Source organism: Sporosarcina gallistercoris, from assembly GCF_050459885.1.
Classification (GTDB): domain Bacteria; phylum Bacillota; class Bacilli; order Bacillales_A; family Planococcaceae; genus Sporosarcina; species Sporosarcina gallistercoris_A.
The window spans coordinates 52,708-76,221 of sequence record NZ_JBCMNO010000005.1 but is presented as its reverse complement, the minus strand read 5'-3'; the positions used below and the strand labels follow the sequence as shown (position 1 = coordinate 76,221).

29 protein-coding genes are annotated in these 23,514 nt (G+C 43.9%); 1 reads left to right on the top strand and 28 read right to left on the bottom strand.

The window, feature by feature from the left end:
• Positions 1–21: 21 nt before the first annotated feature.
• A complete protein-coding gene (gene dapB, locus ABE021_RS02285) occupies positions 22–819 on the bottom strand; it encodes a 4-hydroxy-tetrahydrodipicolinate reductase (protein WP_430286551.1) in 798 nt (265 codons plus the stop codon).
• Positions 819–1,154: a nucleotide pyrophosphohydrolase gene (locus tag ABE021_RS02280; protein ID WP_430286550.1), complete on the bottom strand. Its 336-nt coding sequence runs from the start codon at positions 1,152–1,154 to the stop codon at positions 819–821. The genes dapB and ABE021_RS02280 overlap by 1 nt, the downstream gene beginning before the upstream one ends.
• Before the next feature lie 116 nt (positions 1,155–1,270).
• On the opposite strand from ABE021_RS02280, the gene ABE021_RS02275 reads away from it, so the two are divergent.
• Entirely contained in the window at positions 1,271–2,143 is an 873-nt protein-coding gene (locus tag ABE021_RS02275) for a YitT family protein (RefSeq protein ID WP_430286957.1), read from the top strand.
• Positions 2,144–2,181: 38 nt separating this feature from the next.
• Here ABE021_RS02275 and ABE021_RS02270 read toward each other — a convergent pair whose 3' ends face one another.
• The 26 genes from ABE021_RS02270 to ABE021_RS02145 all read right to left on the bottom strand — a co-directional run bounded on the left by ABE021_RS02270 (position 2,182) and on the right by ABE021_RS02145 (position 23,490).
• Entirely contained in the window at positions 2,182–2,853 is a 672-nt protein-coding gene (locus ABE021_RS02270) for a zinc metallopeptidase (RefSeq protein ID WP_430286549.1), read from the bottom strand.
• A 59-nt stretch (positions 2,854–2,912) separates the two neighbouring features.
• Positions 2,913–3,530: a DUF1405 domain-containing protein gene (locus ABE021_RS02265; RefSeq protein ID WP_430286548.1), complete on the bottom strand. Its 618-nt coding sequence runs from the start codon at positions 3,528–3,530 to the stop codon at positions 2,913–2,915.
• Positions 3,531–3,603: 73 nt separating this feature from the next.
• Positions 3,604–4,368 carry a c-type cytochrome gene (locus ABE021_RS02260; RefSeq protein ID WP_430286547.1) on the bottom strand — a complete coding sequence of 255 codons (765 nt, stop codon included), beginning with the start codon at positions 4,366–4,368 and terminating at the stop codon, positions 3,604–3,606.
• A gap of 41 nt (positions 4,369–4,409) precedes the next feature.
• Entirely contained in the window at positions 4,410–5,084 is a 675-nt protein-coding gene (gene qcrB, locus ABE021_RS02255; RefSeq protein WP_430286546.1) for a menaquinol-cytochrome c reductase cytochrome b subunit, read from the bottom strand.
• 22 nt (positions 5,085–5,106) lie between these two features.
• On the bottom strand, positions 5,107–5,610 hold the full coding sequence (locus ABE021_RS02250) for a ubiquinol-cytochrome c reductase iron-sulfur subunit (protein WP_430286545.1): 504 nt from the start codon (positions 5,608–5,610) through the stop codon (positions 5,107–5,109).
• Between the two features lie 186 nt (positions 5,611–5,796).
• Positions 5,797–6,243 (bottom strand): DUF2487 family protein, encoded by a 447-nt coding sequence (locus ABE021_RS02245; RefSeq protein ID WP_430286544.1) that lies wholly within the window; start codon positions 6,241–6,243, stop codon positions 5,797–5,799.
• 46 nt (positions 6,244–6,289) lie between these two features.
• Positions 6,290–6,844, bottom strand: coding sequence for a ReoY family proteolytic degradation factor (locus tag ABE021_RS02240; RefSeq protein ID WP_430286543.1), 555 nt, complete (start codon positions 6,842–6,844; stop codon positions 6,290–6,292).
• A 1-nt stretch (position 6,845) separates the two neighbouring features.
• A complete protein-coding gene (locus tag ABE021_RS02235; protein ID WP_430286542.1) occupies positions 6,846–8,117 on the bottom strand; it encodes a tetratricopeptide repeat protein in 1,272 nt (423 codons plus the stop codon).
• 39 nt (positions 8,118–8,156) lie between these two features.
• The gene (gene aroA, locus ABE021_RS02230; protein WP_430286541.1) at positions 8,157–9,464 is read right to left on the bottom strand and encodes a 3-phosphoshikimate 1-carboxyvinyltransferase; all 1,308 of its coding nucleotides are present in this window, start codon (positions 9,462–9,464) and stop codon (positions 8,157–8,159) included.
• A gap of 14 nt (positions 9,465–9,478) precedes the next feature.
• Positions 9,479–10,591: a prephenate dehydrogenase gene (locus ABE021_RS02225; RefSeq protein WP_430286540.1), complete on the bottom strand. Its 1,113-nt coding sequence runs from the start codon at positions 10,589–10,591 to the stop codon at positions 9,479–9,481.
• A gap of 4 nt (positions 10,592–10,595) precedes the next feature.
• Positions 10,596–11,687, bottom strand: a complete 1,092-nt coding sequence (hisC, locus tag ABE021_RS02220; protein WP_430286539.1) for a histidinol-phosphate transaminase — start codon at positions 11,685–11,687, stop codon at positions 10,596–10,598.
• A gap of 25 nt (positions 11,688–11,712) precedes the next feature.
• The gene (gene aroH, locus ABE021_RS02215) at positions 11,713–12,078 is read right to left on the bottom strand and encodes a chorismate mutase (RefSeq protein WP_430286538.1); all 366 of its coding nucleotides are present in this window, start codon (positions 12,076–12,078) and stop codon (positions 11,713–11,715) included.
• On the bottom strand, positions 12,038–13,180 hold the full coding sequence (gene aroB / locus ABE021_RS02210) for a 3-dehydroquinate synthase (protein WP_430286537.1): 1,143 nt from the start codon (positions 13,178–13,180) through the stop codon (positions 12,038–12,040). The genes aroH and aroB overlap by 41 nt, the downstream gene beginning before the upstream one ends.
• A gap of 3 nt (positions 13,181–13,183) precedes the next feature.
• On the bottom strand, positions 13,184–14,365 hold the full coding sequence (gene aroC / locus ABE021_RS02205) for a chorismate synthase (RefSeq protein ID WP_430286536.1): 1,182 nt from the start codon (positions 14,363–14,365) through the stop codon (positions 13,184–13,186).
• 114 nt (positions 14,366–14,479) lie between these two features.
• Positions 14,480–15,250, bottom strand: coding sequence for a CheR family methyltransferase (locus ABE021_RS02200; RefSeq protein WP_430286535.1), 771 nt, complete (start codon positions 15,248–15,250; stop codon positions 14,480–14,482).
• A 74-nt stretch (positions 15,251–15,324) separates the two neighbouring features.
• Positions 15,325–15,771 (bottom strand): nucleoside-diphosphate kinase, encoded by a 447-nt coding sequence (gene ndk, locus ABE021_RS02195; protein ID WP_430286534.1) that lies wholly within the window; start codon positions 15,769–15,771, stop codon positions 15,325–15,327.
• Positions 15,772–15,870: 99 nt separating this feature from the next.
• Positions 15,871–16,845 carry a polyprenyl synthetase family protein gene (locus tag ABE021_RS02190; protein ID WP_430286533.1) on the bottom strand — a complete coding sequence of 325 codons (975 nt, stop codon included), beginning with the start codon at positions 16,843–16,845 and terminating at the stop codon, positions 15,871–15,873.
• 26 nt (positions 16,846–16,871) lie between these two features.
• Positions 16,872–17,567, bottom strand: a complete 696-nt coding sequence (locus ABE021_RS02185; RefSeq protein WP_430286532.1) for a demethylmenaquinone methyltransferase — start codon at positions 17,565–17,567, stop codon at positions 16,872–16,874.
• A 22-nt stretch (positions 17,568–17,589) separates the two neighbouring features.
• On the bottom strand, positions 17,590–18,306 hold the full coding sequence (locus ABE021_RS02180; protein WP_430286531.1) for a heptaprenyl diphosphate synthase component 1: 717 nt from the start codon (positions 18,304–18,306) through the stop codon (positions 17,590–17,592).
• A 51-nt stretch (positions 18,307–18,357) separates the two neighbouring features.
• The gene (gene mtrB, locus ABE021_RS02175) at positions 18,358–18,579 is read right to left on the bottom strand and encodes a trp RNA-binding attenuation protein MtrB (protein WP_025784889.1); all 222 of its coding nucleotides are present in this window, start codon (positions 18,577–18,579) and stop codon (positions 18,358–18,360) included.
• A 73-nt stretch (positions 18,580–18,652) separates the two neighbouring features.
• Complete coding sequence (gene folE / locus ABE021_RS02170; RefSeq protein WP_430286530.1) at positions 18,653–19,216, bottom strand: GTP cyclohydrolase I FolE; 564 nt, start codon at positions 19,214–19,216, stop codon at positions 18,653–18,655.
• A gap of 157 nt (positions 19,217–19,373) precedes the next feature.
• Positions 19,374–19,646 (bottom strand): HU family DNA-binding protein, encoded by a 273-nt coding sequence (locus ABE021_RS02165; protein ID WP_430286529.1) that lies wholly within the window; start codon positions 19,644–19,646, stop codon positions 19,374–19,376.
• 154 nt (positions 19,647–19,800) lie between these two features.
• A complete protein-coding gene (gene spoIVA / locus ABE021_RS02160; protein WP_430286528.1) occupies positions 19,801–21,279 on the bottom strand; it encodes a stage IV sporulation protein A in 1,479 nt (492 codons plus the stop codon).
• Between the two features lie 81 nt (positions 21,280–21,360).
• Positions 21,361–22,080 carry a hypothetical protein gene (locus tag ABE021_RS02155; RefSeq protein WP_430286527.1) on the bottom strand — a complete coding sequence of 240 codons (720 nt, stop codon included), beginning with the start codon at positions 22,078–22,080 and terminating at the stop codon, positions 21,361–21,363.
• Between the two features lie 4 nt (positions 22,081–22,084).
• A complete protein-coding gene (locus ABE021_RS02150) occupies positions 22,085–22,288 on the bottom strand; it encodes a DUF2768 domain-containing protein (RefSeq protein WP_430286526.1) in 204 nt (67 codons plus the stop codon).
• Between the two features lie 185 nt (positions 22,289–22,473).
• Positions 22,474–23,490 (bottom strand): NAD(P)H-dependent glycerol-3-phosphate dehydrogenase, encoded by a 1,017-nt coding sequence (locus ABE021_RS02145; protein WP_430286525.1) that lies wholly within the window; start codon positions 23,488–23,490, stop codon positions 22,474–22,476.
• Positions 23,491–23,514 lie beyond the last annotated feature (24 nt).

Genomic DNA, 23,514 nt, shown 5'->3' with positions numbered 1-23,514 from the left:
TACATTATTAATCTCGTGAATTTAAATAAGCTGTTCTAATCCATTGATAAATTGTTGGCTGCCAACAGATTCGCGCACAGCAAGAAGAACACCTGGCATGAAACTTTTGCGATCAAACGAGTCGTGACGTATGGACAGCAATTCTCCCTCTCCACCAAGTAATACTTGCTGATGCGCAAGCAATCCAGGTAAACGGACACTGTGGATTTTCATCCCTTGAACGTCGGCTCCTCTTGCTCCATAAGCGTTCACTTGTTCATCGGGATGACCTTGTAAGTGGGGTGTTCTAACTTTTGAAATCATATCAACCGTTTTCACTGCTGTCCCGGAAGGAGCATCCAATTTCCGATCATGATGCATCTCAATAATTTCAACATCCCCTAGATAATGAGCCGCTTGCGCTGCAAACTTCATCATTAACACAGCACCGATTGAAAAGTTCGGAGCCAAGATACAAGATAACCCTTTTTGCTCACTCATGATTTGCAATTGATCAATTTCTTCCAGTGTCAAGCCGGATGTACCGATAACAGGTCGTATTCCTAGCGCAATCGCTTTCTGCGCATTTGGGAATACGGCTTCCGGATCGGTTAGATCAAGGAGGACATCGGGTTGTTCCGCTTCAGCTAGTTCAGCAATGGAAGTATAGACACGAACTCCCGGCGATTGTTCCATGAGTGTCCCTTCATTTATGTACCAACCATCGTATTTATAGTCAAGAGCCCCTACAAACTCCATATCTGGTGCTTCAGCGATCGCTGCTGTTGCTGTACTTCCCATTCTTCCCCGGGCACCTGCAATAGCGACACGGATTGTCATTACACTTCCCCCTTTTTAGTCCAACGGTCTGCGTCACGCGTTTTAAACTTATTCAGCACGGTATCCAATGCCTCCGTCAATTCGATCCCTTGTGCATTTGCAAAACAGATGAGGACAAATAACAAATCACCGGTCTCTTCAGTTAAGGTACTCGCGCTCTCAGAACCTTTCTTTTTTTTCATGCCATATACGTGCTGAACTTCTCTTGATAGTTCACCTAGTTCTTCAGTCAAACGGGCAATGAGCTCCATTGGTGGAAAATACCCTTCTTCAAAGCTTGAAATGTATGCATCCACTTCTTTTTGCATATTGTTCATCGTTTTCAATTCACTCATTTTCGCTCACACCTTTCAATACTTATCGTATTCATTCATCTTGCTATTGTCAAAATATATTGGATGGATGATAATAACACTAGTGCTTTCAGGGGAGTGATGAAATGTTCAACGGAATGTTCAAGGATATTAAGATTAAAAATTTGTTTTTCATTGTCCTCGGTGCGGCCATTTTCAGCTTTGGGCTCGTGCATTTCAATATTCAAAACGAGTTAGCAGAAGGCGGTTTCACGGGAATTACTTTGATTCTGTTTTTTGCATTCAAATGGGATCCTGCCATTATGAACTTAGTTCTCAACATCCCTATGTTCATCATCGGCTGGCGTATGCTAGGAAAACGTATATTCACCTATACTGTAGTTGGGACACTCGCAGTTTCTCTTTTTCTGAAGGTATTCATGAAGTATCAGATCGATATCCATCTGGAAGGGGACATGTTCCTCGTTTCGTTATTTGCAGGTGTTTTTGTGGGGGTCGGTCTTGGAATCATCTTTAGATTCGGAGGGACAACTGGAGGCGTAGACATTATTGCACGTCTCGCACAAATCCATTGGGGGTGGAGCATCGGGAAGACGATGTTCATGTTCGATGCAGCGGTCATTCTAGTCTCTTGGTACGTCTATCTCGATCATCGTTCTGTCATGTACACACTTGTTGCATTATTTGTAGGAGCCCGTGTGATTGACTTCGTGCAAGAAGGTGCCTATGCCGCAAGAGGGGCATTCATCATTTCGGATCATCAAGATGCCATTGCCACTAAAATCGCACTGGAAATGGATCGTGGTGTAACTGTATTCAAAGGGTACGGCCACTTCACAAAAGCAGATCGCAGTATTTTGTACTGTGTCATCGCAAAAAACGAAATTATGAGGATGAAAAATATCATCACTTCAGTAGACCCGCATGCCTTTGTCTCCGTATCAGAGGTGCATGACGTCATGGGGGAAGGTTTTACGTTAGATGAACAAAAACAACCGATTCCTAGATAAAAAATGCCCACCGCTGAATCATCAGCGTGGGCACTTTTTTAGTCGCGATTCAAGAAAATCGTTACTAGACGCAGCAATTCAAGTACGGCTACTGCAGCTGCTGCAACATATGTCATTGCGGCGGCACTTAACACTTTTTTCGCATGGGGCTCTTCTTCGTTGCGAATTATCCCCAGCTGTACAATTTGTGTCATCGCTCTGCTAGAAGCGTTGAATTCAACGGGCAGTGTGACGATCTGAAAAACGACTCCAACTGCCATCATGACGATTCCGATTCCTAGTAAACTGTTCATACTGGAAAAGATCAGCCCAGCCATGATAAAGAACCAGCTGGCGTTTGAAGTGATTCCTGCTACTGGAGCAAGACGATGTCTAACACGCAGGAACGAATATGCTTCTTTGTCCTGAATCGCGTGTCCCACTTCGTGTGCGGCTACAGCCGTCCCTGCGACAGAGGCTTCGTGGTAGTTCTGGCTGGATAATGCAACAATCTTCGTTACAGGATTGTAGTGATCACTCAAAACCCCTTGTGTCTCAACGACTTTTACATCTTGTAAGCCATTATGATCCAAAATTAGACGAGCGACCTGGGCACCTGTCATTCCGGAAGTGGAACGCACTTTTGAGTATTTGTTATACGTACTTTTCACTTTAAACTGTGCATACAATGGCAACAGTATGATGATGCCTAAATACACTAAGAAATTCAACGGTTTCTCACCCTTTCTCTACTCTCTATTTTAATGGGCTGGAAAGCGACTCGCAACTTTTAAGATACCAGATGATCTGGCACTGTTACAATTCTATGACGGTGCTTCCAGTTCCATACCGCAAGTGTTACACAAACGATGGATAACCAGAAAGTGAAGTATCCTATTTTATCCATGATCTGCATGAGGTCCCCATAGATAGGCATTTGCCCGAAAACATAATCGATCACGTCATTGTGCAATGTCCAAATAGCCGCCACAATAATTGAGATGAGCCCGAATCTATAGTTACTCCAATACAGGATTCCCTGAAGAGCCATGGCACCATGCGAGATGACAAGCATCCAACCAGCCGCACCGATCGAACCCGATTCGTTTAATGTGAGGAGATTCATTACAACCGCCCAGATGCCGTACTTCACTAAAGTAATGAGTGCGAGTGCTTCGAATAGTCTAAAATTCACATTCAACAACCAGCCGGTAATCACAAAACAGAAAAATAGACTTGCCGTCGGACTATCTGGGACAAATATCCAAAAAACCGGTTCGGTAATATCCAGTTGCCACATATACCAATCATAACCGTATACGGTTCCTATAATATTGATGAATAATAATACCCAGAGGAAGGATTTGTTGAACAAAATCATTCTTAACCATGTTATCGCGAGTTGCATACCGATCACTCCAAGCACTTCAGAATGCGAATATATGTATAAAAAAAGGAGTCAGTTTCCTGACTCCTTTTTGTTATTCTTTACCTAGGTTCGAGATGAACTCAGCCATAGTCGCCAAGTCTTCATCGGAACCATCCCATTGACCTGCTGGCATTGTACCAATACCTTCATGGGCGATTTTTTCAATTTCTTCCGGCGTAAGTCCCGTATCAGTTAGCGGCAGACCTAATCCGCCTTGGAACTGATCACCGTGACACCCGATACAGCTGGAGCCTTGGTAAAGTTTATACCCTTCAGCCTCTGTGTCAAATTCAACCTCTTCAACAATAGCTCCTTGAGCTTTTGCTTTTTCCCAGTCATGGTTCACAACAGATTCCCAAGTTAGGTAGAAAATAGCCGCGAATGCAAGAAGCATAAAGCCTGTTGGCAATGGACGCTTCCATGGGCTGCGTTCTTTTGAAGTATCCATGAACGGAACAAGCATTAACGCACCGACCGCAAGTCCCGGAACAACAATCGCTCCAATGACGTTGAATGGACCGGACGCAAATTCATACTTCAGCAACTGGTACATGAAAAGGAAATACCAGTCTGGAAGAGGAATGTATGTCGTATCCGTCGGATCCGCTTGACGTTCAAGCGGTGATGGATGCGCAAGTGTAATAATCAAATAACCGATTAGGAAGATCGCACCGACCATCCACTCTTTTAAGAGGAAGTTTGGCCAGAAGGCTTCCGTTTTACCCGGATATTCGGAATAGTCTTTAGGAACGTTGGATTTCCGAGTCGCCTTAATACGCGAGTCACCAACGAATTTCATGCCTTTTCCGTGTTGCATCTTGTTCCCTCCTTAGTGAGAAATCATGGGAAGATCCGGTATTACAACGGTCCGGAAATACCCTGTCTTCTGATCATGATAAAGTGAGCTGCAAGCAATCCAAGAAGTGCTGCAGGCAGGAAGAATACGTGAATCGCAAAGAATCGCGTTAGCGTTTGTGCTCCAAGGATTGTTGCATCACCCGCAAGAAGGACCTTAATCCACTCACCAATAAATGGAACAGAAGCTGCAATCTCAATCCCTACTTTTGTAGCAAATAGAGCTTTCATATCCCATGGCAATAAGTATCCAGTGAATCCAAGACCTAAGATGACAACGAACAAGAGAACGCCGACTACCCAGTTCAATTCACGAGGTTTCTTATAAGCACCTGTAAAGAATACACGCAATGTATGTAGGAACATCATAACAATTACGAGAGAGGCTCCCCAGTGGTGCATACCACGCACGATTTCTCCGTAAGCAACTTCGTTTTGAAGATAATAAACGGATTTCCAAGCATTTTCAATGTCCGGTGTGTAATACATTGTGAGGAACATACCGGATAGAATTTGGATTACCGTGACGAAGAAAGTCAATCCTCCGAAACAATAGATGAATGCAGAAAAATGATGTGCGGGGTTTACGTGTTCAGGTACTTCATGATCAGCGATATCGCGCCAAATCGGGGTGATATCAAGCCGTTCATCGACCCAATCATAAATTTTGTTCATCAATTTGATTGTACCCCCTGACTAATTAGACTAATGTGTTCGGCATTGTTTTGCCGAGGTGGACAAAACCGTCAATAACTTCAACTTCATATTGGTCGAGTGGACCCAATGGTGGAGTTCCAGCAATGTTTTTACCATTTTTTTCATAACGACCTGCATGGCATGGACAAAAATACTGATTAGGATGCGATTCGTCGCCCGCCCAGTTCACAGTACAACCTAAGTGTTTACAAACAGGGGATAATGCGATGATCTTATCGCCATCTTTATATACCCAAGCAGTGTTTGAAACATCTGATTTGTACCATGCATCTTTACGATCTTTGATCGTATAATCGATACGTACTGGCGTTTCTGTAACATCATCCGCTTTCTGGTCAGTCGGGACATAATCGCCACCATCTGATGATGCTAATACCGGGTCAATTGCAAAGCGAATCATCGGCATTGCTGCTGCTGAAACCATGAATCCGCCGACACCCATCAATGTGTAGTTAAGGAATTGGCGTCTAGACACTTTGCTGCTCATTCATTTCCCTCCTCTTACTCCAAAGTCAGTCCAACGGACATACTTTTGCTAATTGTTAATACTAGGACATATCTATAATATCCTACCACCACTTTAAATTCAACGTTGCATTTACGCAGGATTCGTGTTTGTGAACAAATAATGAATTTTTCTCAATTAAAATTCACAATTTCTTCTACAGATTACCTATTTTCTCCATTCTTCCATCAATTGAGGCAGAAGCTGTTTCAATTGGTCTTCTAATATGGACTGTTTCAATCGGTCATCCATATGTTCGATAGGAATATAAGGCAGCCATAAAACTTTTCCTTGTATATTAATGGTTGTCCAATCCGAGTCAGTCGTCACATAAAACACATGTTTAAATGAAGACTTCGAGAAATCACCAGCTAACACCTCGCCAAATTGTTGAAGTTCCATCGATGGCGAATAGGCAAATGGCGGTGAAACCATAATTCTTCCTTTGAATTGCAGTTCAATATAGTCTACTAAATTCATTAGAAAATCTGTTGAGGATGCGCTTGCTTTCATTTTCTCTTCAAGTGTCTCAACTTTAAGAAGCGGTACCACTAACGTATCTATGTAATCTTTTTGCTGCAAGAACAAATTCATATCAGAAGCGTTCCAATTCATAGTATCCTACCTTTCAAGGAGAATGACTCCATCCTTAAAGATGGAGTCATCGTTCTTCAAGTATATTTAATTCATTCAACATAGCGGACAAGGCCAAAAACTGTTCTTCGTCATTCGCATCGAGAGCTTCATCTACATGTTTCATGAGCGTCTCTTTGGTCAAAGTTGTCATACTTTCTTTCAACAATTGTTGAGCGATTTGACGATCCCGTTCACTGACTTGCTGATCCATCGGAAAATAGGGATTGTCTTCCAGAACACTCGCATAATGTGGCGAACTGTTGCTTTTCAGGAAGTTAAGTTGAATGAACATTTTTTCATCCGGATGCAGCCGTAAATCATGAAATGATTTTTCTGCATCCGTTGTCATTAGACTTCCTTTGTAAAACCTGAACGGCACACCATTCGAGTCTGTAGTGGAAATCACCATAGCCCTTGGACAAAAATGCGCGTCGTCTGTAAAGTGAACGTTCCTCAAAATTTTCTCGTGACTCAATAAGTAATTCAAAATCCAGACACATTCCCGGCGCTTTAAACGATAGCGCTTTAAAAACCACCTAATGAAATCTTTTTTGGCAGCGACAGGAATCATGGCTTCCATCTTACGCCTCCTCTTCTTCCTGATCCTCTAGAAATGATGTCCATTCAGGAAGGTCCGGTACGAGTGCCGTCAGTTCCTTTATAATGTTCACCGCTTCCGATCGTTTCCCCTCTTCTAGTAAGAACTTAGCGTATCTTTCTAGAAATTCCGGATCTTCCTTCATGCCAGTGTATGCCTGAACGTAAGAAGCGTATGCCTCGGCGTATTGTTCCAAATTCTCTTCAGCATATGCTTTGAACGCAGCAAGTAAAGGGATCTCCAACTGTTCTTCGGATGTATCTTGAAGCAGATCAATTAGGTTTTCATATTGCTCCAGGTGTTCAAACATTGATGCTAACGAAATACGGGCTTCTACATATTCGGGATCTAAAGCTAGTGCGTCTCCCAGATAGCGTGCTGCATCTTCTGGCCGCCCTAGCTTCAGAGCAATTTTACCTGCTGCCAGATGCAGTTCTTTGTCAAATTCGTCCCTGCGTATCCCTTCCGTGAAGAAAGTCAAAGCATTCTCATTTTCCTCCAATAAGAGACTCGCTTGACCTGCCAGCATGTATGCGGAGAAATAATCTGGATCCATATCGATTAGTTGATTTAAATGTCGCAAGGCCGGCTGTGGGTGACCGCTTTGATACTGGCTGTAAGCTGCGCCGAAAAGGGTATCAGGAAGTATTTTGCCGCCCTCGAGGAGTGACTCATAATAAGGGACCGCTTCTTCATAGGCTCCGCCAGCACTGTAAGCTTCTGCTATCCGCGAATCCAGGGAAGTCCCGCCAACGTCGTCCAATCCACGTTCTCTCAACTGCAAATAGAGACGGGCAGCTTCAGAATATTTACCACTTTCCAGTAAAAGTTCCGCTTTCGCAAATCGAATCACCGGTTCTTCCGGAGCAAGGTCCTCTGCTTCTTCAATTTTCGAGAGCGCAACCTCTGCCATTCCTATAGTTTGATAATAATCGGCTAACAGCAGAAGTGCTTGGAGATATTCGTCTTCTTCTTTATGGATATCTGTCAGCAATAACAATGCTTCGTCTTCTCTTCCCAATGCCATCATCGCTTCTGCCCGATCGATTTTCAATTGACCCGCATCCGGCAAATGAGCAAGTAAAACATCATATAACTGATCCGCTTGTGGGACAAGACCATACTCCATCAAAAGAGTGGCACTGTCATAAATCGCATCGAATTCAATGCTTTTGGTAAGTTGCTCAACCGTTTCTTCAATAGCTTGCAAATTTCCATTCATAATCATGTTTTCTAATTGCTGTACCTGCTCCATAGTTTCTCCTTTTTTAACGCGTTGTATACAAAAATTCCGTTAGAGTTTCGATTGTGTCAATGAATTAAGATGGTCAAAAAAACCAGGATAAGAAACATTGATACAGGACGCATTTTCAATCTCTACTGGGCCCTCAGTCACTAATGACGCAATGGCAGCCATCATTCCTAATCGATGATCCCCATGAGAGCTAAGTATTGCACCTTTAAGTTTTGTCGGCCCTGTAATCCGCATTCCATCGGGGGTCGACTCGATTGAAGCTCCTAATTTTTGCAATTCAGAACAAACCGCTTCAATCCTGTCGGTTTCCTTCACCCGAAGTTCTTCCGCGTCTTTAATGACTGTTGTACCGGTTGCTTGCGTCGCGAGCAATGCAATCACTGGGAGTTCGTCAATCAATCTGGGGATCAATGAACCGCTAATTTCGACAGCATGCAAATCAGCTGATTGTACTGTTAGCTCGCCATATGGCTCGCCTTCCCCCTCACCGTTCTTTTTAATAGATACTTTTGCCCCCATATCTTTCAAAACATCAATAATTCCAGTGCGAGTCGGATTGAGCCCCACCTCTTCAAATGTAAGTGAACTTCCCGATACCATAGCCGCTGCACACATGAAAAAAGCAGCTGAAGAAATGTCGCCCGGCACCTTCACCTCACATGCTTGCAAGGACTGTCCACCAACTATTGAGACAGAGTTTGCTTCCGTTTGAACGTCGGCTCCAAACTGCCGTAGCATTCGTTCAGTATGGTCACGTGAAACGGCCGCTTCAGTAACAGTTGTTATTCCATCTGCAGAAAAACCGCCAAACAAAATTGCTGATTTCACTTGCGCACTAGCAATAGGCATATCATATGACATCGATTGAAGCCGGGTGCCTTTAACTGTCAATGGCAGTGTCCCTGTCTCATGGGCACTCTCAAATATCGCCCCCATTTCTCTCAATGGAGCGGTAACACGGCGCATCGGACGTTTGCACAAATACCGGTCACCAGTCACTTCTGCAGTGACATTCGATCCTGCCAGAATGCCAAGCAAGAGTCTAGCGGTCGTTCCTGAGTTTCCAGCATCCAATGCTCCATTTGGATTTCTCCATCCTTTGATTCCCGGACTTATAACGGTTACATCCGTTCCGGTTCTCTCGATTTCCACTCCGAGCTGAGAGAAGATCCGTATCGTCGCGAGACAATCTTCTCCTGCTAGAAAACCACTAATAGTCGTTGTACCCTTTGCAATCGCCCCAAGCATGACAGCGCGATGGGAAATCGATTTGTCTCCAGGGACGCGAATAGTCCCCTTCAAAGCATCCCCTTCATAGGAAGCTGTGATCATGTCTATTTTCTCCATAAAAAGCACCTCCGTCAAAGTATTTGCATAGAGTAATCGGTTTCTTTCTCGAGAACTTGTGCAGCCTCGTTCCGTTCTGTTGCAGAACGGAAGCTGATTACAAGGATTCCATACACATCCGTGCGTGTCTCAACGATTCTGATGTTCGTCAAACTGATCTCTTTTACAGCCAGAATGCGCGTTATCTCAGATATCACTCCTGGATGATCCGGAACATCAATATGCAGGTCGAATTGCATATATAGTGCTCCTTGAGCTTCATCTTGCGTTACTGATGGGAGCTGGTCACGAAACTGTTTCGCTTGTTCGAAAAACTGTTGAATCGAATCGGGATCATTGTCATTTAACATTTCCCGGACTGTCTGCATTTCAGAAACCCATCTGTCCAGTTGAGTTATCAGCTCTTCTTTATTCTGGACAGTGATATCCCGCCACATGATTGGATCCGCGGATGCGATTCGAGTAAGGTCACGGAAACCGCCAGCAGCCAATCTCCTAACAAACGGCTGCCTCTGTTCTTGCGAAGCCAGCAAGTTCACAAGAGAAGATGCGATAATATGCGGAAAATGGCTGACGACGGCAGTCATCTGATCATGTTCGGTTGCATCCAGCACAGCTAATTTCCCTTGTGTTACTGTTAACAAAGTTTTGATGCGCTCAAGGTCATCAGGATGACAGCTTTCTGCAGGCGTTAGCACATAATAGGCATTTTCAAATAGATGCTCGATAGCTGCCGAAATTCCGCTTTTGTGGGAACCCGCCATCGGATGACCTCCAATAAAGGTGATCCCTTTGTCGATTAACCCCTTTGCGGCACTCATAATGGGTTGTTTGGTACTTCCCGTATCAGTTACGATAACCGATGGCTTCAAATCCCAAAATACAGCTTCTTGTAGCAGTTGCGCCGTTGCAGCAACAGGCACAGCAAATATGAGGTAATCTGCCTCTTTGGCCGCCGCTTTGACTGAAGGTGCGACCGCGTCAATAATGCCCCTCCGATAAGCTTCATCTGCAGATTTATATGATCGGTCAAATCCAGTGACTATGATTTCTTGATTGCGTTTCAGTGCCAATGCCAGGGAACCGCCAATCAGCCCTAGCCCGATGATAGATACGTTAGTTGTCATATTTTTACCCTCTATTTGTCAAAAGTGATTCGAATGCTTTGAAGAACCCATCATTTTGTTCTTCAGAACCGATGGTGACCCGAACCCGGTTCGGTGTTCCTAGTAAATTGCCACTTCTTACGATAAATCCTTGCTGCAGTAACTTGTCAGTTGCTTCATCGGCATCCATCGGTACTTCGATCAAGACGAAATTCGCTTCTGATGGGTTGATGTGCAAGTTGTGCTTTTGGGCAAACTGTTCAAAACGCTTACGCTGATGATCATTTTTCATGCGGCATTCATCAATGAATTTCTGGTCTGCCAGAGCCTGCTCAGCTACAAGGAGAGCTAACGAACTAGTATTGAACGGATTTCTCACTTTGTTAAGTTCTGTAATAATTTCAGAGGAAGCGATTCCATATCCGATACGGAATGATGCAAGACCGTATGCTTTTGAGAATGTCCGTAAGATCATGAGGTTCGGGTATTCGGATAGCCATTGAATCGGATTTTCATAACTCTCCTCAGTTATGTATTCAAAATATGCTTCGTCCAAAACTGTCAAAATAGTGCGGGGTACTGCGTCCAAAAATTTCCTTAAGCGTTCAGATGGGATGAGATCACCTGTCGGATTATTCGGGCTGCAAATCCAAATGACAGCCGTGGAGGAATCGATTTCTTGTAAGAAACGGTCAAGATCGTGTCTTCCGTCCACAAGCGGGATTTCACGGATTTCAGCTCCTTCTATTTTTGCGTTGTGTGCGTATTGGGGAAATGATGGAGTTGGCATCAATGTATTCGACTCACGGTTGAGAATCGCACGGCAAATGATCGTGATCAGATCATCCGATCCGTTCCCGAGAATGATATTGGATTCTTCCACTCCTAATTTCCTTGCAAGCTTCGTTCGCAGCGGAGGAGCTGAAGTTTCGGGATACATTTCAACCTGAACGCCTGGGTTCTCCATAATCCTCCGGACTGAAGGTGCGCATCCATAAGGGTTTTCGTTAGATGCAAGCTTCACGATTTCTACCAAGTCAAATTCCTTTTGGACATCTTCTATAGAACGCCCTGGTTTGTAAGGATTCATAGTTGCTAATGCTGGTTTCCAATTCATGTTCGGATTCCTCCTGTATACTGTACTATTTCTTAAGATCCGGTCTTAACTGAACTGCGTCGTTTTGATAAATGTGAACGATGTCTTGCTGTGCCACGTCTGTATTGACGTGCATGAGTACACGTATACAAAGCGGCATCCCGCCAGGTACATCCATTTCATGCATGCACATAACAGGTACATAGTTCCATCCTTCGATTGTGCGGACCGCTTTTGCAGGAAATGCGGACTGCACGTCGATTGTCGTAGAGATGAGAACTGAAACGATATCGTCAGCTTTCAAATCATTCTCCATCGCCATTGTCTGAACTAACTGCTCGGTTGCTGTCAAAACGGCTTGTTGTTCATCCTCACTTACGGTTGTTGCTCCCCTTACTCCTCTTACTGTCATCGAACACTTCCTCCTTTATACGGGAATTCAATTCAAGGTAAGCCTGTTCACATTGTCTTTCTGAAACCTTTTGTGTAAACGGATGTCCTAGACTGTGAAGCAAGACGAAAACCAGTTCACCTGATGATACCTTCTTATCCATTTTCATGAATTTCAAGAGTGAATTAAATTCAACATCCTGAATCGCTTGAATCGGATAACCTGCATGTTCAGCAAAGCGGATAAAGCTTTTTGTGAATTCAGAGGATATGTTGCCATAAGTCTCACTCAATAGGAGACTATACGTCATTCCGATCATGACACATTCGCCATGACTTACTTTTCCGAATCCGAAATAGGCTTCCACCGCGTGGCCAAGCGTGTGACCGAAGTTTAGAAACTTACGCAGGTCTTGTTCAAATTCGTCTTGTGCCACAATATCCGCTTTTACCTGAATCCCTTTGAGGAGCTCAGTAGATAACAGTTCAGCAGAAAAGTGCGGGAAGTTAGAATTCAAAAGAAGTGACCTCGTCCAATCAGCGTCTGAAATCAACGCATGTTTTACGAGTTCGGCCATACCGGAACGTACTTCCCGTTTCGGCAAAGTCGTAAATAATTCAGGTTGAAAAAGGACTCCAGCCGGCTGATGAAACGACCCTACCATATTTTTACCTTCGGGCATGTTAATAGCAGTCTTTCCACCGACAGCGCTATCGTGAGCAAGTATAGTTGTTGGACATTGCAGGAAAGGAATCCCCCTCATGAAAGTCGCAGCTACAAAACCCGTCAGATCCCCACAAGCTCCTCCGCCGAATGCAATCAAAACAGATTGTCTTGTGAAATGATGCTGAAGCAGGAACGAATGACAATTCATAAAACCGATAGGGGTTTTACTTTCCTCCCCAGCTGGAAGGATATGAAGTACAAAGGGTATATTGGCTGCCTTTAACGCTTGTTCAAGTTTTTCCAAATGGTATGACGCAGCTGTGGCATCTGCAAAAACTCCAACTTTATCCGCATTATTCAGTAATTCTTCATATTGCGTGGCAAATAGGTCGTATACCCCTTCGCCTATGTGGACGTCGTATGAAGTGCTCTTTGTTTTAACGGTGAGTTGTTTCATCGGTTAAAACTCCTTTGCGTAAAGAAGGTATTGCTCGATGTCAGCTTTCAGTCCATCCATTTCAAAAGAACGGAACTCTTCGATGATCACTTTGGCTAACTCAGTTGCAATCACATGCTCCGCTACTACTGACGCTGCTGGGACCGCACATGGATCTGACCGCTCGATAGTTGCAGTAAATGGCTCTTTTGTATCGATATCCACACTTTCCAGCGGCTTATACAACGTCGGAATCGGTTTCATAACCCCTCGAATGACAATCGGCATACCTGTCGACATTCCGCCTTCCAAACCGCCAAGACGATTCGTTTTTCGATAATAGCCTTTCTCTTCGGACCATGCAATTTCATCATGCACTTCACTTCCGAATCGTTTCGCCATTTCAAAGCCGATTCCAAACTCTACGCCTTTGAACGCATTAATAGACATCATAGCAGCAGCAAGACGTCCATCCAACTTGCGATCGAATTGCGCATAGCTTCCCATACCTGGAGGGCATCCTTCTATCACGACTTCCACAACCCCCCCAAGGGTGTCACCACGGCCCTTGGCATCATCGATCGCGTCAACCATCGCCTGTGACACAGAAGGGTCCGCACAGTATACTGGATCGGCCTCTACTCGCATACGGATCTCTTCCATTGAAAGATCAGCGGTTGCAGCGGAATCAGCGACAACTCCACCGATTTCGACGACATGTGCAATTGTATGGATACCGAGTTCACGCAGGAATTGTTTCGCCACAGCACCAGCAGCTACACGCATCGTCGTTTCACGAGCTGATGAGCGTTCGAGTACGTTTCTTAGATCTCGATGTCCGTACTTGATGCCTCCGACTAAGTCTGCATGTCCAGGCCGCGGACGCGTGATCTGACGCTTAATATCCTCCGGCCGGACGTCCTCTGACAGGGGTTCTATGCCCATTATGGAGGTCCAATGCTTCCAATCATCGTTTACAACTGTCAATGTCACAGGTGAACCCAGAGTTTTTCCATGGCGGACACCAGATGAAATAACTACCTGATCTTTTTCAATCTGCATTCTCCGTCCTCTGCCATGTCCGCCTTGACGACGCGACAACTCCCTAGTGATCATTTCGGCCGTCAACGGCAATTGAGCCGGTAACCCTTCAATAATAGCGGTCAATTCCGGACCGTGCGATTCCCCAGCTGTTAATACTCTCATCTTGAAGTCCCCCTTTTAATACTTGCTGAAATGCAACCATTGTTAGCACTTTACCAAACTAGAGCAAAGTTGACTACTTGTTTAAACAAAAAAATCCGGAAAAGTCCGGATTTTTCATATTTTCTTATAAAAGAAGGTGTCCTCCGATTCCAGCCCATAACGCTCAGGACTGAAAATCTGCTCAGTACTTCCAACGAAAAGAATCCCACCAGGTTTCAACGCTTTTGCAAAGTTTGTATAGATTCGATCTTTCGCTTCTTCAGTAAAATAGATCATCACATTCCGACAGACAATTAAGTCAAAGTCGTTCCCATATGCATCATCAAGCAAGTTATGTCGTTTGAAGACAACGGTTTTCTTCACTTCGTCTGTCACTTGGAAAAACTGGCCATCCTGCTTAAAATACTTTTGTTTCATTTCCGAAGGCACTTCTTTTAACGAACGTTCCGGATATAAGCCGACCTTTGCTTTTTCAAGTACCCCGTTATCCAAATCAGTTGCAGAAATCACTATCTCCCTTAACGGAATGTGGTTGGATAAGACCATTGCCATGGAATAAGGTTCCTCTCCTGTAGAACACGCAGCGCTCCAACACTTCAGCTTTTTAGTTTTCTGCAGAAGCTGAGGAAGAATCTTTTTGTCTAATACATCCCAGCGTTGCGAATTCCTATAAAATTCAGATACATTTATCGTCATTCGGTCCAGGAATTCATCCATCATGGATCGATCATTGCGGATCAACTCAAAGTACTCCGTGAAGTTCTTACATCCCCTTTTCTCATAAAGCGAAGTAAGACGTCTTTTCATTTGAGCTTCTTTGTAAAGAGATAGGTCGATTCCCGTTTTTTGTTTGACACTGGCGATAAATTTAATGTAATCGGACAATTGTTTACCTCCATCCAGCAATTATGTATAACAAAAACAGCCGGCGGAACCCGCTAGGCTGTTTTTGCTTTGTATTAGTTGATCCAGCTGTTTACTACTTTTTCGTATGAAGAAAGTTCTTCTTCTTTAAAAAACAAATTGATTTCACGCTCTGCAGATTCTGGTGAATCTGAACCGTGGATGATGTTTTTTGCTACAGTGACTGCGAAATCACCGCGGATTGTTCCTGGTGCTGATTCCTTAGGGTTTGTAGCACCCATCATCAGACGTGCTGTTGAGATGACATTTTCGCCTTCCCATACCATAGCGAATACAGGTCCCGATGTGATGAAGTCCACAAGCTCACCGAAGAAAGGACGCTCTTTGTGCTCACCATAATGCTGCTCTGCAAGTTCTTGGGAAATTGTCATCAATTTGCCTCCAACTAGCTGATATCCTTTGCTTTCGAAACGGTTAACGATTTCACCAATCAGACCACGTTGCACGCCGTCAGGTTTTACCATTAAAAATGTTTTTTCCATAATTCAATTACACTCCTTCATAGTGACAAATCGGGATTACCCCTACTGATCGTACCAAAGGTCAAGCGATCTTTCAATTTTTTCTTTTTCTTCGAGAATTTAAAAAGTTCGTTTCGCAAGAAAGTCCGCTACTTGTTCAAATGCTTTTTTCGCATCGCTATCCGGTAAAGACAGAATCTCAGCCGTTGCTTTTTCCAAATACAGATCACTTACCTTATGAGCTTTTTCGATTGCACCGCTTTCTCGAATATAGCGGAGCATTTCAGCACGTTCCTTTTCTGATAACGTGCCATTGAACGCATTAGTCAAGTATGGCTGGAAGGCCGGTTCGTCACGTATGTACAAAATAGGCAATGTCAGATGTCCATTCAACAAATCAGAACCCGCTGGTTTCCCTAACTGCTTATCCGAAGATGTCAAATCCAGTATATCGTCAACTATTTGGAAGGCCATCCCCGCATAGTATCCGAAGTTTCTAAGTCTGCGCACCACTTCATCATCGGCATTGGAAATCAGCGCGCCTAACTCACAGCTGGAAGAGAGAAGGAGCGCTGTTTTCCGCTTAATACGACGCAAGTAATCCCGGAATGATTGGTCCATTCTTCGTTGGTAATCGAATTGAATGATTTCACCTTTACAGATTTCAAGCATCGTATCCGCTAATAACCGATGGACGGAGGCCATTTCGATTTCACCAATTGAAGATAATGCGCGTGAAAAAATGAAATCACCAGTATACATAGCAACCCGGTTATCCCACTTCGCTTTTACAGTTTTACGTCCTCTTCTCATATTAGAATTATCAATGACATCGTCATGAACGAGAGAAGCCATGTGAACGAGTTCCAGGGAAACGGCAACTTTCGCAGTTGTTTCCATTGAATAATTTCCGAACTTGGAAGAAAGAAATACGAAAATTGGACGGATCCTCTTTCCTCCAGCTCTCAGCAAATGCATGGAGGCTTGCTGAATAAGCGGAGAATCCGATTGAACGGCATTCTCAAGCTCTTTCTCAATATAGATGAGTTCCTTTCGGAAATCGGTATATAATGCCATTGCCTTCAACTTTTCCAAAATGTTTCCCTTCTCCCGCCTGCTTATTATTTGATTGCGATATGTCCGGCAGCTACCCCGCCACTATAAGGACGATAATCGACCCGAGTAAATCCAGCAGACTTAAATAGCTGAGCTAATTCCTCACGGCCCGGGAAATCATCAGCAGATTCTTGAAGCCACGAATACTCATTATAACTTTTTGCGAACAGTTTTCCGAATATGGGCATAATGTTATTAAAGTAAAGTCTGAACAACTGACGATAACCAGGAATCTCTGATTGGGAAGTTTCCAAACATGCAACAATCCCTCCCGGTTTAACTACTCGGAACATCTCTTTTAATACGGTTTCATAATCGGGTACATTCCGTAAGCCGAAACCGATTGTCACGTAGTCAAATGTATTCTCTTCAAATGGCAGCTGCATCGCATTACCTTGAATCAAGGTAATGTTAGGATACTCTCCAGTTTTAGGAGCCGCCGATGACAACATTGCGCTGCTGAAATCAAGCCCGGTCACATCTCCTCGGCTACCTACTGATTGGGCCATGGATATGGTCCAGTCACCTGTTCCACAACAGACATCCAGGGCTTTGGATCCGGCTTTCACATCCATGCGCTCCATGATGTCAGCACGCCATCTTTTATGCAAGTTAAAACTGATGACAGAATTCATCTTGTCATAGTCCGTTGATATCGATTCGAATACAGAGTGGACTTTCTGTTCTTTAGATTGACTCAAGTGGTATCTCCTCTTTTCAATGTCAGCTAAGCGATTTCATCGAGTTCACGAGTTCTTGAACCGCCTCTCGAAGTATCGGATGCAGCGAATCCATCTGTTCCAGCTCTTGCTTAAGCTTGGGTAAGAGTAAATCCGATGCCTGTTGGATAATGGGTTTGTCTACAACGAATGCTTGCTGTTCATTGGAGTTATCCATTTTATCCAGTCGCACAAGAGATAACACAGTCTCCGCAAGCTCAAGATAACTCTCAAATCCATAAGATTTGTAAAAAACAGCAATACACCCTGACTCGATAACTCTTAGCCTCTCCAATAGAACAGGACCGGTTATATTCCGTTCATTATGCAATGCAGTTTTCTGTTCGTTAATATGGGCAATCGTTTTAGACAATTCGCGAATAAATGCGAACTCACCAATTTCAGCTAAAATACGATAATGTATTCCGCTGAAATGATCTCCTGCAAGTACAGTCAGTTGTTGTTCAGCCGAAGTCGCTTGTGTTCTTTCAATGCGATCGTGAACATCAAGCGCTGCGTGAATCGCTCCAAGAGACAATGTAATCTTGTAAAGCCTGTCCTCTTTGATTTCTTCGTTAACAATGGGAAGCAAAAGAAAAAATGCTTTCACTGAGTCTAAAGGAAAAAGACCGATTTCTCTTTTCAGAATGGATTCACGAAGTGCGAATTGCAGGTCGTTTATATAGTTTTCAACAATTGAATTCAATTCTTGTTTGTTCATCACCGTTTCTCCATTCCAAGGCATCTGACAAGTGAACGATGCAGGTTGCTGTTATGCTCTCTCTTCACTGGAGACGACCCCGTGTGCAGTGGTTATCTCTGCACTCCCACGGATTTTCATAGCGGATGTGTGTTCCGTAAACTGGGCAATCATCACTTCTCCACAGTCAAGTTTTTCCGTATGATGGAATTTCGTGTCGTTACCTCGAGTTAAACCGATAACGCTGACACCATCTTCTTTTGCTTTAATGACGATGTAATCCGGTGCAGTCATAATTCTCTCTCCTGTCTTTCATATCTCACCTATCATATCATAGTTAAACGGCGATCCGCAAAGGACCAAGACCTTACTTTACAAGAGACAGAATTTCCGACCTTTTCACATCATCATGTTCGTAAATCCCTCTTGCTGCGGTTGTAATCGTTTTAGATCCGGGTTTTTTTATCCCTCTCATCGTCATACACATATGTTCCGCTTCGATGATCACGTAAACACCGAGCGGCTTCAGCATTTCCATCATGACATCTGCAACGGTTGTTGTAATCCGCTCTTGCAGTTGTGGACGCTTCGCCGTAGTTTCAACAGCCCTTGCCAACTTACTGAGACCTGCCACAACGCCGTCACGAGGTATGTATGCAATATGGGCGACACCAAAAAATGGAACGAGATGATGTTCACACATCGAGTAAAAAGGGATATCTTTCACTAACACAACTTCTTCATGCTGTTCATGGAAAACCGTTTCAAAATACATGCGAGGATCGTCCGCCATTCCTGCGAATACTTCCGCATACATTTTCGCGACTCGCTTAGGTGTTTCCAATAAGCCTTCTCGATCCGGATCTTCGCCAATTGCTTCGAGGATCATCGTGACCGCTTGTTCTATTTTACCAAAATCCACTTCTTCCATTGCCGGAACCTCCTCTGTTGCACATCTAGTCTTTCAAAATAGTAGCATACTCCACTCATTCAGTACAGTTGACGGCTCTGAATTTCACTCACTAAACGGAAAGAAGCCCGCCAGCTTATCCGTATAGGACATCTGACGGGCTTCTATGTAATTGAACTCACTTTACAGCATCTTTCAATGCCTTACCTGCTTTGAATGCAGGAACTTTGCTAGCTGCGATTTCAATTTCTTCTCCAGATTGAGGGTTACGGCCTTTACGAGCAGCACGCTCGCGTACTTCGAAGTTACCGAAGCCAATCAATTGTACCTTTTCACCCTTTGAAAGAGCGTCTTGGATTGTTTCGAAAACAGTTTCGACAGCTTTTGTTGCATCCTTCTTGGAAAGATCTGCTGCTTCTGCTACGGAGTTGATCAATTCAGTTTTGTTCATCTCGTTCACCTCCTCTCAAACGTTTATAAAACCTCTTTAACACTGTAAAAAGAGTAACATAACCATTTCTGCGGTGCAACAATATTGTGGTTCAGGTCCTTCTAAGTTCTCTCAAAAACAGAAAAAAGACCCGCTGTAGACGGATCTTCACTCTTTAGACGATAAATGTCACCATGCCTTTATTTCCTTCATTCACCATTTTTTCAATGGTTTCACGCAGTCTTCTGCGAGCACTGGACGGTACTGCAGACGTTTTGAAACGGATACTCTCTTTCATCACTTCATGCAGGGGAGTTCCGAACAACTGTGTCTCCCAAAGCGCATCGCGATCATGTAAGTAAGCGTTTTTCAGCTCTTTCAACAAGTGGTGACTATGGAATTCAGAGCCGATGAGCGGCGCAAATTCCGCTTCCATATCGATTCTGATGACATGTAATGCCGGAGCGGTCGCTTTCATGCGGACTCCGTAAAATGAGTCTTGCTTAATAAGTTCTGGTTGTGTTGGTTGGAAATCTGCAATGGTTGGAAGGGCAACACCATATCCATCCTGTTTCGCAGTCTCGATCGCTTCAGCAAACATATCATACGATTTTTTCGCTTTGACCGCTTCTTGAATGAACACTAGCCAATCTTTCTTTGTTTTCATCTCGGTATCCATATACGACTCACAAACACTCAAATACGTTTGTTCATCTATTTTCAAGTCTAGGATAGCTCTTCCTTTACCTGCATCCACCTCGATAACTTCAGCGTGTTTGATGTAATCTTCTTCATTCAACCGCTCGGCAAGTTGTTGGACCTTCCGGATTTTGGAGGCCTCTAGAAATCCTTCATTGATTATTTCATCAATATTTGCATTCAAATAATGCTCTGCTCCTAACACATCCATCCAGTCAGGCTTTTGCAGATCGATGTGAGTAATCGGGAATTCATAAAGGGCTTCCTTTAATATCAATTGGATTTCCTGTGCATTCAACTGATCTGCACTAATTGCAATGACAGGGACTCCATGCTCTTCTTGTAATTGTTGTTTGAGCTGAACCGTTTTTTCATGTGCTGGCATTTTAGAGTTTAAAACAATGACGAACGGCTTACCGATTTCTTTCAATTTGGACACGATTTCCGTTTCAGCCGCTTCCGCAGAGGCTCTAGGAATATTGTTCACTGTTCCGTCAGTTGTTAGCAAGATCCCGATCGTTGAATGATCCCGGATGACCTTGTCTGTCCCGATACGTGCAGCCTCTTCAAATGGAATGGGTTCATTGTGCCACGGAGTATGGACATATTTAGGTCCGTCTTCGTCTTCGTAGCCTTTCACACCGTCAATGACATACCCGACACAGTCAGCTAAGCGAATTTGAAAAGAGAGTTCCCCTTCTCCAATCGAAACTGCAGTTCCTTGCGCAGGGACAAATTTCGGTTCCGCTGTCATAATGACGGGGCCCGGAGAGCTTTGTGGAAGCTCATCCTGTGCACGGGTCCGGTCTGCCTGATCACTCATATTGGGGATAACTACTTCTTCCATGACACGTTTAACAAAAGTGGATTTTCCGACACGAACAGGACCTACCACTCCGATATAAATATCGCCATCTGTTCGTCTCGCTAAGTTTTCATATAGTTCTTCTTTCATTTCCATCGTCCTCCTTTTCTACGCATAGTAGTTTATGAAAACAAAAAACGTTTCATGCATAAAAGCATGAAACGTTTTTGTTCAGTTAGACGATTTCATGAAAATTGGTTCGTTGTCTTCGTTCACCGTGTATGGTAACGAATAGGCAGGGAGGATCGGATAGTTGTCCGAAAGTAAGAAACGGATGTCGTCTCCAGGCTTCACTGAAGGTTTTTCCTTCTCCAAAATACGGTTTAAGTCAATGGAATAATCGATATAGAATTTTCCATCCCCACCTACCACGAGAGGCAGAAGAGCGTCAGAATAAGGGCTCTCAACAGTCAACGGTTCTTTAAGTCCCATTTTTTCAAAGTCAACTTCGTAGACATTCGCACCTTCTTGTACAGCATCTTTGAAAGGAAGTACTCCGTTCACGGTCTTCCGCAAAATCAGTTCCCTAATCCGTTCAGCGACGCGTAAATCCACAAGTTTTACAGTTGGATTCTCTTCTACATCCATTAAAACGTATTGATAAATACCACCTTGTTCGTAAGCGTTTGATGGGATTTTCTCTGTTAATGAAGGAACGATTTTAGCAAAGTCGATTGGATACTTAATATACTGATCTGTAGCCATATCCTTTGTTTTGATCGGCAGTAAACCATCCGACTGTTCCTGGTACGTATCGACCGCTTTTTGTACAGTTTCCAGCTGATCCTCATAAGGTCTCTGCTTACTTTCCATTTCATCTTGCGGGTACATGCATCCTGACAAAAAAACGGAAACTATGACCACAATAGGAAGAAATAGCACTCTTTTCATAGTCTTATGCGCCTCCCGTAGGTCCGTTAAAGACGAGGTAGATCATTGCAAAGAATGAAAAAATCAGCAGACCGTATGCAATGACAGCAAATACTATCTTCAGAAACTTGTTTGTTAATTTGGTGCGGCTAACATGAATGAGTCCCATGGAAACCATCATGAAGCCCATGGCGTAAAAAGACAGCCACATTTTATCCAGCGAGGACAAAGTACGTCATTCCTTCCAATCGTAAATTTATGCATGAAATAAGTGAACTGTCTATGTGTTGATTTAATCAATACCACTCAGTACCCTTGGTTTCCACTTTAGGCGAATGCTTTCCGTTTCAAACACTTCGTATTCGGAGGACGTAAATCTTCAGCTCAACAAATATAGACAAAGCAGACCTTGGATCAATTAGAGAAGTCGTCAGTTTCGTTCTTTTTCCCGCGATTCATTAACCAATCCACCGCTTCCTTAGGTTCATGACCTTCAAACAAGACAGAGTATAAAGCTTCTGTCAACGGCATAGAGACATCATACTGCTCTGCAAGTTGACGAGCGGCTTTAGTTGTGCGAACACCTTCAATCACCATTCCCATGCCTTCTGTCACTTCTGCGAGAGAATAGCCTTTCCCAAGCATATTCCCTGCTTTCCAGTTACGTGAATGGACGCTGTTAGATGTAACAATCAGATCCCCCATTCCTGCGAGACCCGAGAACGTCAAAGCATTTGCGCCCATTTTGACACCCAAGCGTGTAATTTCAGCTAGGCCTCGCGTGATTAAAGCCGCCTTGGCATTGTCACCATAATTCAAGCCATCCGTGATCCCTGCAGCCAGTGCAATCACATTTTTAAGGGCACCGCCGAGTTCAACACCAAGAACGTCCTCATTCGTATATACACGGAAGTAGGAATTCATGAAAAGCGTTTGAATCTCTTTCGCTGCATCCGCGTCCTCTGATGCCACGGTCACGGTCGTTGGATGACGTAATACGACTTCCTCTGCGTGAGAAGGTCCAGAGAGCACAACAAGTCCTTTACGCGCTGCCGGACGAATTTCTTCCGCAAGCATTTCGGTAATGCGCTTGAGGGTGTCCGGTTCAATCCCTTTGGAAACATGTACAATAAGTTTCGGCTGTTGGATTAGGCCATTCAATTGCGCACCTATTTCGCGCATACCTTTTGTAGGAACAGCAACAACGAGAATGTCTGCATGATCTACAACGTGTTTAAGATTGGAACTGGCTTTCAATGATTCAGGCAAGTGACAGTTTTTCAAGTAAGCTTCGTTGGTGTGCTTATCGTTGATTTCATCAGTCTGTTCTTGTCTTCTGCCCCAAATCATACAGTCATGCCCATTTTCCGCAAGAACAAAAGCTAGTGCTGTCCCCCAGCTTCCCGCACCAATTACAGAAACTTTTTTCAAGATTCCTCATCCTTCCCTACAGTT